Source organism: Porphyromonas sp. oral taxon 279 str. F0450 (assembly GCF_000292995.1).
GTDB lineage: Bacteria > Bacteroidota > Bacteroidia > Bacteroidales > Porphyromonadaceae > Porphyromonas > Porphyromonas pasteri.
In genome coordinates, this window is record NZ_ALKJ01000032.1 from 1 (window position 1) to 9,328 (window position 9,328).

At 55.9% G+C, this 9,328-nt stretch carries 7 protein-coding genes; all 7 read left to right on the forward strand.

All coding sequences use genetic code 11. The features are described 5' to 3' along the window. The first annotated feature begins 351 nt into the window (after positions 1-351). The 7 genes from HMPREF1323_RS07250 to ubiE all read left to right on the forward strand — a co-directional run bounded on the left by HMPREF1323_RS07250 (position 352) and on the right by ubiE (position 9,328). A complete protein-coding gene (locus HMPREF1323_RS07250; protein ID WP_009433494.1) occupies positions 352-1,923 on the forward strand; it encodes an SIR2 family protein in 1,572 nt (523 codons plus the stop codon). 477 nt (positions 1,924-2,400) lie between these two features. Continuing rightward, entirely contained in the window at positions 2,401-3,048 is a 648-nt protein-coding gene (locus HMPREF1323_RS07255) for a nitroreductase family protein (protein WP_009433500.1), read from the forward strand. Beyond that, positions 3,048-3,863 (forward strand): Rossmann-like and DUF2520 domain-containing protein, encoded by an 816-nt coding sequence (locus HMPREF1323_RS07260; protein ID WP_009433497.1) that lies wholly within the window; start codon positions 3,048-3,050, stop codon positions 3,861-3,863. Before HMPREF1323_RS07255 ends, HMPREF1323_RS07260 begins: the two co-directional genes overlap by 1 nt. Positions 3,864-4,494: 631 nt before the next feature. Next, entirely contained in the window at positions 4,495-4,785 is a 291-nt protein-coding gene (locus tag HMPREF1323_RS07265; RefSeq protein ID WP_009433498.1) for a DUF3467 domain-containing protein, read from the forward strand. Between the two features lie 119 nt (positions 4,786-4,904). Further along, positions 4,905-6,035 (forward strand): 4-phosphoerythronate dehydrogenase, encoded by a 1,131-nt coding sequence (locus HMPREF1323_RS07270; protein ID WP_009433496.1) that lies wholly within the window; start codon positions 4,905-4,907, stop codon positions 6,033-6,035. 38 nt (positions 6,036-6,073) lie between these two features. After that, positions 6,074-8,494: a trypsin-like serine peptidase gene (locus tag HMPREF1323_RS07275; protein WP_009433495.1), complete on the forward strand. Its 2,421-nt coding sequence runs from the start codon at positions 6,074-6,076 to the stop codon at positions 8,492-8,494. A 39-nt stretch (positions 8,495-8,533) separates the two neighbouring features. Further along, complete coding sequence (ubiE, locus tag HMPREF1323_RS07280; RefSeq protein WP_009433499.1) at positions 8,534-9,328, forward strand: bifunctional demethylmenaquinone methyltransferase/2-methoxy-6-polyprenyl-1,4-benzoquinol methylase UbiE; 795 nt, start codon at positions 8,534-8,536, stop codon at positions 9,326-9,328.

Genomic DNA, 9,328 nt, shown 5'->3' on the forward strand with positions numbered 1-9,328 from the left:
CGTAACAAGGTAGCCGTACCGGAAGGTGCGGCTGGAACACCTCCTTTCTGGAGTTCTGAAAATGGGCTTTAGTATAGTTAGTGTAGTATGTACGTAAGAGATGAGTTAGGTGATTTTTCTGAATGTGCGTACTCGCTTCTGCTGTCATATCGATCTTCTCACCCATAGGGCGGTAGTAGCTTAGCTATTACCGCCCTTCTTTTTTTGTGATGGGGGAGAAGACTCTCTCTCCTCCCCCCATCTGATTCGGCAACGAGCTGATCAGCTGGTCACCGGCTCGTGTTATTTTATACCCGTACTGGGTGCTATGAAAATCTTTATCTTTGTCTGCATCAATTAAATGTTATTGCTATGGAAATATCAGAGTTCGTTTCAAAGTTTCAGACTCATCCCGTGCTCTTTCTGGGGGCTGGTATATCTAAACGATACTGTGAGAGAGCCTACTCTTGGGATGATTTGCTAGAGACAATAGCTTTAGAGCTCTCTGGAGATGACCGCTTGTATTTGGAATTCAAGAATCATGCTAAGGAGTTGAGTGAGGGATGTATCTTTCCCAAACTTGCCTCCCTTTTGTCGACTGAAATAGACAATAAGCTAAAAGTTCGTGTTGGTCCGGGAAGCATGCTCAGTGACCTTGAGAAGAATATAAATGCTGAGTTCTTTGCGGCTGTAAGATTAGATCAGAAGGCCTCTCGTCTAAAGATATGGGTGAAAATTCTTCTTTCTCCCCTAGAAGTGCGTGCGGAGAAAGAGGATGAAATCACGCTGTTTCAAGAGGCGTGCAAGAATGTTGCTTCTATTGTCACAACCAACTATGACACCTTTATAGAGGAGAAGCTGAAGTTTTCCCCTCTAATTGGTAATGATATTCTTTTAAGTAATCCTTATCAGTCCGTCTATAAGATTCATGGTTGTTTGACCAATCCCTCAAGCATTATTCTGACGGATGAAGATTATAAGCAGTTTGATAATCGCTATGAGTTAATTCAGGCCCAACTAATTTCCCTCTTTATTCATAACCCAATAATTTTCATGGGCTATGGGATTCAAGATGAGAATATACAGAAGTTGCTTTCCAGAATCTTCTCATACGTGACACCAGAATCTGAGCTCGGGAAAAGAGTTGCTGATAATTTTCTCTGCGTTCAGTTTGAAGAAGGATCAGAGAATACAGAAGTTGTAAGGGAAGTCTTTCATATACAGCAGGCTGGTGCGCAGATTGATATTTCACTTAATGTTTTGAAGACGGATGATTTTGCTTCTCTCTATAAGGCATTAGCGAAATTGCAGCTTCCTGTAGAGGCTATACATCTTAAGAGAGTGGAGCATGCTTTTCTTCGGATTAAATTGGGGGGAGAGATTGCTGTTAAGTTAGTGGGAGACTTAGAGAATGTGGATAATCGAGAATTAGTTTTGGCAATAGGACCGAGAGACCGAATAGATGTCTCCTTAGATAAGATCTACCGAGCAACAGAAGCCATTCAAAGCTATTTTGAGATAACGGAGGAGTTCAAATCTGGAATGGTTATTCTTACTGATGATGTGAACAAGAAAATGTGTTTTCCAGCAAAGGGTATGGCTTATGTCTTCCCAGAGATGGAGCGTAAAGATGAATTATGTAAACAGCAGAATCAACTATTAAACAAAGAGTTTAATCGAATTCAAACAATCTCAGGATGTCGCTCAGCTCATACCAACGTTGATGATATTCTTCGAGATGAACGAATAGTCGCCTCCAACAAAGTTAAGGCGATATTTTATCAGGTTTACAAGGAGGAAATAGCTCTTGATGATGTCCGCGCTTACTTGTACAATAGACTGCAAGATAGTACAGCGAGTGTTCCAACCGATATTCGAAAGTTACTTTGTCTATATGATGTAAGGAAATACTCGGAGGAAGAATCCAGTCGTGAATCATTATAAGTGCCTTTAATTAGGTAGGTTTGTACTCAGCCCGATACCTATACTCTATAGGAACTCGTGGAGTTTCTCTAGCATCTAAGACAGAGGAGGGGTTGTTAGGGGCTGCTCTTCTTGGCTGGGTTATCCTTGAGGGCTATTAATTACCCTTCTTCGGCCCCGCTGTGAAGAGTTTTTTTCCCGTGCTGTCGGCCTCTGTGGACTGCCCGTTCTTTGGAGCTCTTCTTCGCTTGAGTTTGACTGTGTAGCATACAGCAGAGTGCGGAGGTGGATGATCTTCTTCCGAGGTCTTCGTAGAGCACTATAAAACTCTTTAATTTTATATGATTAAAGAGAATTAGGGCATTCAATGCCTTCTCCTCATGCTGTCGGGGGAGGGTGAGTGTTTCAGACGGATTGTGATGGAAGGCCTGTCCGGGTAAGCGACGAGGCTCGCTGAGCTAAGTCTTCGTACCTTTGCGCTGTAAATACATTATAGATATGACCAAAGACCAATCCTTACGCCGTGAAGGCGAGCACCTCTTGAGCGAAATCAAGAGCCTCGGTGAGGAACTCCTCGCCGAGAGCAATGAGCCCGCCCTCCTCTCCGCTATATATACGCGCCGCTCCATCCGTAAGTTCGTCGATACCCCGCTGACGGGCGACGAAGTGCAGGTCCTCCTCGAGGCGGGGCTGCGTGCGCCTTCGTCGAAGAACAAGCACACGACGCAGTTCATCCTCGTCGAAGATCGTGAGACGCTCGATCGCCTCAGTCGTATGCGCGAGAGTGGGGCGCTCTTCCTCCAGCAGGTGCCCTTAGGTATCGTCGTGCTGGGCTCGCCGATGGAGTGTGAGCGCTGGATCGCTGATGCTTCGCTGGCAGCGGGCTATATCCAGCTGCAGGCAGAGGCTCTTGGCCTCGGTTCGTGCTGGGCAGACGCCTACGGATGCTACACGGGCGCTGGGCAGGAGTCTGCCGAATACGTGCGCAATGTCCTCGATATCCCCTATCAGCTCGAGGTGCTCTGCATCCTCGCCATCGGGCATAAGGCGGGCGAAGCTGCGCCCCGCCCCACGGAGACGCTGAAGTGGGAGAAGATCCATATCGGTCGCTATCAGATGGCCGAAGAGCCGGCGGAAGAAGCCTAATGACGGCAGAGCGTATTGTCCTCCTGGGGGCAGGGCGCCTGGCGACGCACCTATCGCGTGCGCTGAAGGTCTATGCCCCTGAGCGCAGGATCATACAGATCTATAGCCCTGGAGGGCATTCGGCTCGACGGCTTGCCGAGAGCCTCGGAGGCGATGTGCAGGTGGCGAGCAGTGTGGACGAACTCGATCGCACGGCAGACTGCTACCTCTTCGCCGTCCCCGACACGGCTATTGCCGAGGTCGCTGAGAGCCTCTCTCTGCACGAGGTGGGTCGTGATGCCCTGTGGGTGCACGTCTCGGGAGCTACGCCACTGGAAGCACTCTCGCACTGTCATCGGGACGCTGCGGTGCTCTATCCGCTGCAGACCTTCTCCGAAGGGCGCGAGCTGGACTTCCGCAAGGTGCCCCTCTATCTCGAGGGGACAACCCCTGAAGCAAAGACAGCTGTGGAGGCACTTGGCCGTGAGCTGAGTGACGTCGTCGCCTGGGCTACGAGCGAGCAGCGTCAGGTGCTACATATCGCCGCCGTCGTCGCGTGCAACTTCTCCAACTACCTCATCGGCAGGGCCGAGAGCCTGCTCACATCGCAGGGGCTCCCGCCGAAAGCCATCCTTCCACTGCTGGATGAGATGAATGAGAAGCTGCATCATCTACCTGCCGTAGAGGCGCAGACGGGGCCCGCACAGCGCGGTGACAGGGAGACGATTCGCCGACATCAAGCGTTTCTTATAAGGAGTGGTGAGACAGAACTCGCCGCCCTCTATGACGAGTTGAGCACCGCCATTCAGCATATCTATGGAGCGATAAGTCGCTAATCAAATAAAATTTTTAATTTTGTCCCGCTAAAAACGGGAGGACACCCTTAGGGGAACTCTCCCAGCATATAGGAATATTGTCATGGGCGTCGTGAGACGGCCATCAGGTCTCTTAGGAATCATACCTTCTGGGTTACGGGAAGATTGCGTTTGGTGTTCGTAGTGTGGTAAGGTGTGATCACCGAGGGCCTATTTTAGGCGTGTGACTTTGAAAGCTTCGGCTCTCAGGTCACACGCTTTCTATTTTTAGTTGATTCGGATCTTTTGCTGAGGCGCCTCGCAGCACCTTCTATTATAGGGGCAAGGGAGGAAGCTCCGCAGGGTGGTTTGCGAACCAGTACTGGTCACTGATCGAACCAGTACTGGTCGATGATAGTAACCAGTACTGCTCGCGCGCGTGACCAGTACTGCTCACTCTCACGACCAGTACTACTTCATTTTGCCCTCCTCGAGAGCCTGCTCTGGATCGTAGGGTAGGAGGGGGGACTTCTCTCGACTGACGCGCGAGGTGTGGAGCCTCGGTGGCTATGCACGCATTCGGGGTGTTTTCACTATCTTTGACCATGGTGTAGCCCGCCTACGAAGCGGATCTACTCCCCTTCGTACATTATATTATAGACAAGTAGAAACAATGGCAGAACAGGAAACTCCTCAGTTCAACATCGAGCTCCCCGAAGAAGTCGGTCAGGGTCAGTACGCTAACCTCGCAGTAGTCCTGCACTCGCAGAGCGAATTCATCTTGGACTTCGTCCGTCTGCTCCCTGGTCAGCAGTCGGCTCGCGTCCACAGCCGTCAGATCCTCACTCCCGACAACGCTAAGCGTCTGGTCCGCCTTCTGGAGCAGCACCTGGCTGGCTTCGAGCAGGAGTACGGCAAGATTGAGTTGCCCGAAGACGGCGCCATCGAGGTGAATGCAAACTAAATCTGTGGCCTCAGCTTGAGACTCGACGCGAGTCCCAAGCTAAGAACACACCTTGCTATCCTGACCCCACTGCCTCGTATGGGCGGCGGTCGGGATAGCTTTTTGATAAGAAGATCGTGATGGATAAGCCACTATTTGTGCTGGACTCCTCCCTGCCATATCTGGAAGGGCTGGTGGAGCAAGTCGCTGACGTGCGCCGCCTGCCCAACCGTGACTTCACGCCCGAGACGATCCGTGGCGCCCGTGCCCTGCTCATTCGCAGTGTGGTGCACGCCGGCCGTGAGCTCCTCGAGGGAAGCGGTGTCGAGATCGTCGCCACGGCTACCGCGGGCTTTGATCATATCGATGCCGACTACTGCGCTGCCGCGGGTATCCACTGGGAGAGTGCTCCTGGGTGCAATGCCGGGGGCGTCGTGCAGTATGTCCTCTCTTCGCTCGTGCGCTGGTCGCTGGAGCGAGGCGTCTCGCTGGAGGGGAAGACTATCGGTATCGTCGGGGTAGGGAATGTCGGGGGGCGCCTGGCCAAGCGTGTCGGTGCACTCGGCCTTCGTCCACTGCTCTGTGACCCACCTCGTGCTGAGCGTGAGGGCACAGAGGGCTTCGTCTCGCTCGAGACGATCCAGCGTGAGAGCGATATCATCACACTTCATGTACCACTGACGCGTGCGGGGCAGTATGCCACCGAGGGGATGGTCGATGAGGCCTTCCTCCAGGGCTGTGCGCGTCGTCCGCTCCTCATCAATGCTTGTCGTGGCCCCGTCTCCCCGAGTGCTGCGCTGCTGAAGGGGCTGGAGCTTCGCCAGATCTCCGACCTCATCATCGACTGCTGGGAGGGTGAGCCCGTCATCAATAAGACCCTCCTTGAGCGCAGCTTCATCGCCACACCACATATCGCTGGCTGGACGGCTGACGGCAAGTGGCGTGGCTCGCAGATGGCACTCGAAGCCGTATGCCGTGCCCTCGACCTGCCTCTCCCCGAAGGGTTGTGGGACGAAGGCGTACTATATACGCCCGATGCTCCCTGCATCGACCTCAGCACCTTCCCCGAGGAAGAGCGCATCCTGCGCACCCAGCTCCATACTTGTGACCTCAAGGCTACGACCCAGACACTGAAGTCCGCTCCCGAGGACTTCGAGCAGGTACGTCGTGCCTACCGCTTCCCCCGTGAAGCCTCTGCCTACACCGTCGTAGGCGCTTACCCCGAGGAGAAACCCCTCTTAGAGCAGCTCGGCTTCACCCACATCGAGTAGTCCGCCACAGATCACACACTCTACATCTCTCTGTAGCTATGTCTCTTCTCCGCTCTCTGCGCCTTTCCCTCTTGATGCTCCTTGCCCTCCTTCCCGAGGCACTGTGGGGGCAGTATCGCACGGCACGCACTCCGCGCTCTGAGCAGATGCCCCTCTCGCCCGTCGTGGGCACGCTGGGCTCTGGGCAGATGATGCGCTCAGCGACAAACGCACTACGTGTGGCAGCACCCACCGCTGAGGAGCTCCGCTCGGCTACGGCTGGGGACAAGGGCTTCCGCACCTATACCTTCGCCCTCGAGCGCCCCGTGGCTGAGGCTACTGAGGCGCTGGGACGTATGTACCAAGACGGAGCGGGGAACTATGTGTGGCGCGCTGAGGTCCAAGCGCCTCAGGCGAAGAACATAGGCCTGCGCCTCTCACGCTACGCCCTACCCCGTGGCGGTGCGCTCTTCGTGACGGCTAAGGGGCGTCCTGCTAAGGGGGCATTCACCGAGCAGAACAACGAGACGGATAGCCTCCTACAGATCGCTCCCATCGATGCCGAGACGCTGGTGCTCGAATACGAATATCCCGAGGGGACGCGCGCTGACCAGCTGAAGCTCCCCTTCCGACTTGATGCGCTTTTCTACGGCTTCCGCGACTTCCGCAGTGCCGGTCGCACAGAGGATTTCGCCCAACCTGGGGAGCCATTCTACGACCACCCCCGTGCTTCGCTCGCTTCGCTGAGCTGTGCGCCCAACGCTATCGCCTATCCCGATGCATGGAAGCAGAGCCGTAGCACGCTCCTTCTCATCGTCGGTGGGACCAGTGCCAGCACGGGTTCGCTCATCAACAACACCCGCTCTGACGGCACGCCTTACGTCTTGACCTCGGCACACTGCCTCAATAACCTCTTTAAGCTCCTCGGCGATCTCGGCGCTGTGAACCGCAATGCCTCGACGACGGTCTTCTTCTTTGGCTTCCAAAGCCCCTTGCGTGAGGGCAACGTGCGCCCCACGGAGGAGCAGAGCCTGAGTGGAGCCAACCTCGTCGGCTACAATGAGAATACCGATATGTGCCTGCTGCGTATCAAGGGGCTTCCCCGCAGAGCTAACGGCACACTCGGCCCGATCCCAGCGGCCTATCAGCCCTACTTCGCTGGGTGGAATATCAATGAGTCGCCCCAAGGCCCCTTCGTCGGTATCCACCATCCTGGGGGCTCGACCAAGCGCTACAATCTCACGCAAGACACCGAGCTGCGTACCAATGACTACGACCTCTCCTATGAGGATAAGCACGGCTCCGTGCGCTTCATCTCGTGGAGAGACGTGCACTGGGAGGTGAATGCTTGGGCTGTCGGTGCGACGGCTGCCGGCTCTTCGGGCTCGGCACTCTTCGACAAGGATGGCCTCATCGTCGGCGCCTTGACGGGGGGAGCCTCCACTTGTGATAGCCCCTATGACGACCGCTACTGGGCGCTCAAGCGCTCGTGGGTGTCCAATACCCCTGGGGCGGGCACGATCCGTTCGCTCCGTCCGTGGCTCGACCCCACGAACTCTGGCCGTAAGACCTGCGATGGCTATGACCCCATTGCGCCGAAGGTCGTGCAGCGCCTGAGCGCTATCTATCCCGATCCCGTAGCGACCTCGGCAGAAGTCGTCAAGCCCAACGTGACACACACGCCCCGTACGGGTGTCGACGCCATCGGCAATGAGCTGCACCTTCCCCAGATATCGGGGGCTACTATCCTCGGGGCCTACGTCGTCTTCAAGAGCAATGATCAGCTCACCTCCGCAGACCTTCCACAGCTGCGTGTGGCGCTCCAGCCCTTCACCGATGACTATGCCCTCGGCGGTAAGGTCGTGGACTTCGCCTCCTCGACCCTCGGCACGTATGCACGCTATGATGCCTTCGGGGCAGCGCAGCGTGGCTCACGTACGCTCCGCTCCGATAGTATCGAGCTCTTCTTCCCCGCACCCGATGGCTTGAAGCTCAGCCTCAGCGAAGGGCGCTACCTCCTCTCTTGCACGACGAGTGACAGCCGTGAGCTGCGCCTGCCGCTCCTCGCCTATGACGGGCCTGCTGACCGCCTACGTGGGTGGGCTGCGTGGACGCACCACTGGACTGATGGCTGGCGTCGCAGCACCGAGCTCCCTGGTGGGGCGTACTGGATCGACCTCCTCATCGAGACGACGACGCTGGTCAATCCCGAGGCGAAGAGCGAACTACCCCAAGGCCTCACGGGTTACTACCACGGCGGGGCTCTGCATCTCGAGGGCGAAGAGCTACGCCGCACGCCCTGCGAAGTGCGTATCTATGACCTCACCGGTCAGCTCCATATGCATCAGAAGCTCACGCAGACGGGTGGCCGTGCCACGGTGTCCGTCACGGGGCTTGTCCCTGGGCTTTATATCGCTGCCGTGCGCCCCACGTCAGGGCGTATCTCCGATGCCCACTCGATCTACTTCTCTCATAAGTGATCACCATCATTATCACATCCTTCCCATATCTCTACCGCAATGATTACCCCCTATAAGGACAGTGCTGACCCGAAGGTGGACCAGGTCCGCCGGATGTTCAACCGCATTGCTCCGCAGTACGACCGCCTCAACTTCATCATCTCGCTCGGGCTGGACCGCTCTTGGCGCCGCAAGGCACTGAGCTTCCTCGCACCCTATGCTCCGAAGCACGTGCTGGACGTCGCTACGGGTACGGGTGATGTCGCTATCTCACTCGTGCAGACGATGCCCTCCGTCAAGAAGGTCACGGGCGTAGATATCTCGGAGGAGATGATGCGCATCGGTGCGGAGAAGGTCCATCAGCTGGGCCTGAGCGACCGCATCGTCTTTGACCGTCAGGACTGCACCGCCACGAGCTTCGAGGAGAATACCTTCGATGCGGCGACGATCTCCTTCGGTATCCGCAACTTCCCCGATATCCCTGCGGCGGCACGTGAGCTGCATCGCATCATCCGCCCCTCGGGTGTGCTGGTCATCGCCGAGCTCTCCGAGCCGACGAATCCCCTCCTTCGTGTGGGCTACAAGCTCTACGCAGGGCAGATCATCCCGCTCATCGGGCGCTTCTTCTCCGATGACAAGGATGCCTACACGTACCTGCCGAAGTCTATCGCTGCGATGCCCCAGCGTGAGAAGATGGTCGCTATCCTGCAGGAAGCAGGCTTCAGCGAGGCCTTCTACCATAGTATCTTCCCAGGTACCTGCACGATCTACGTGGCTATCAAGGGGGAGCCTCTCCCCGAGATCCCCGAGGAGACGACGGAGGAAGAGCCCTCTGTGCCTGAGACTGAGGGCTAA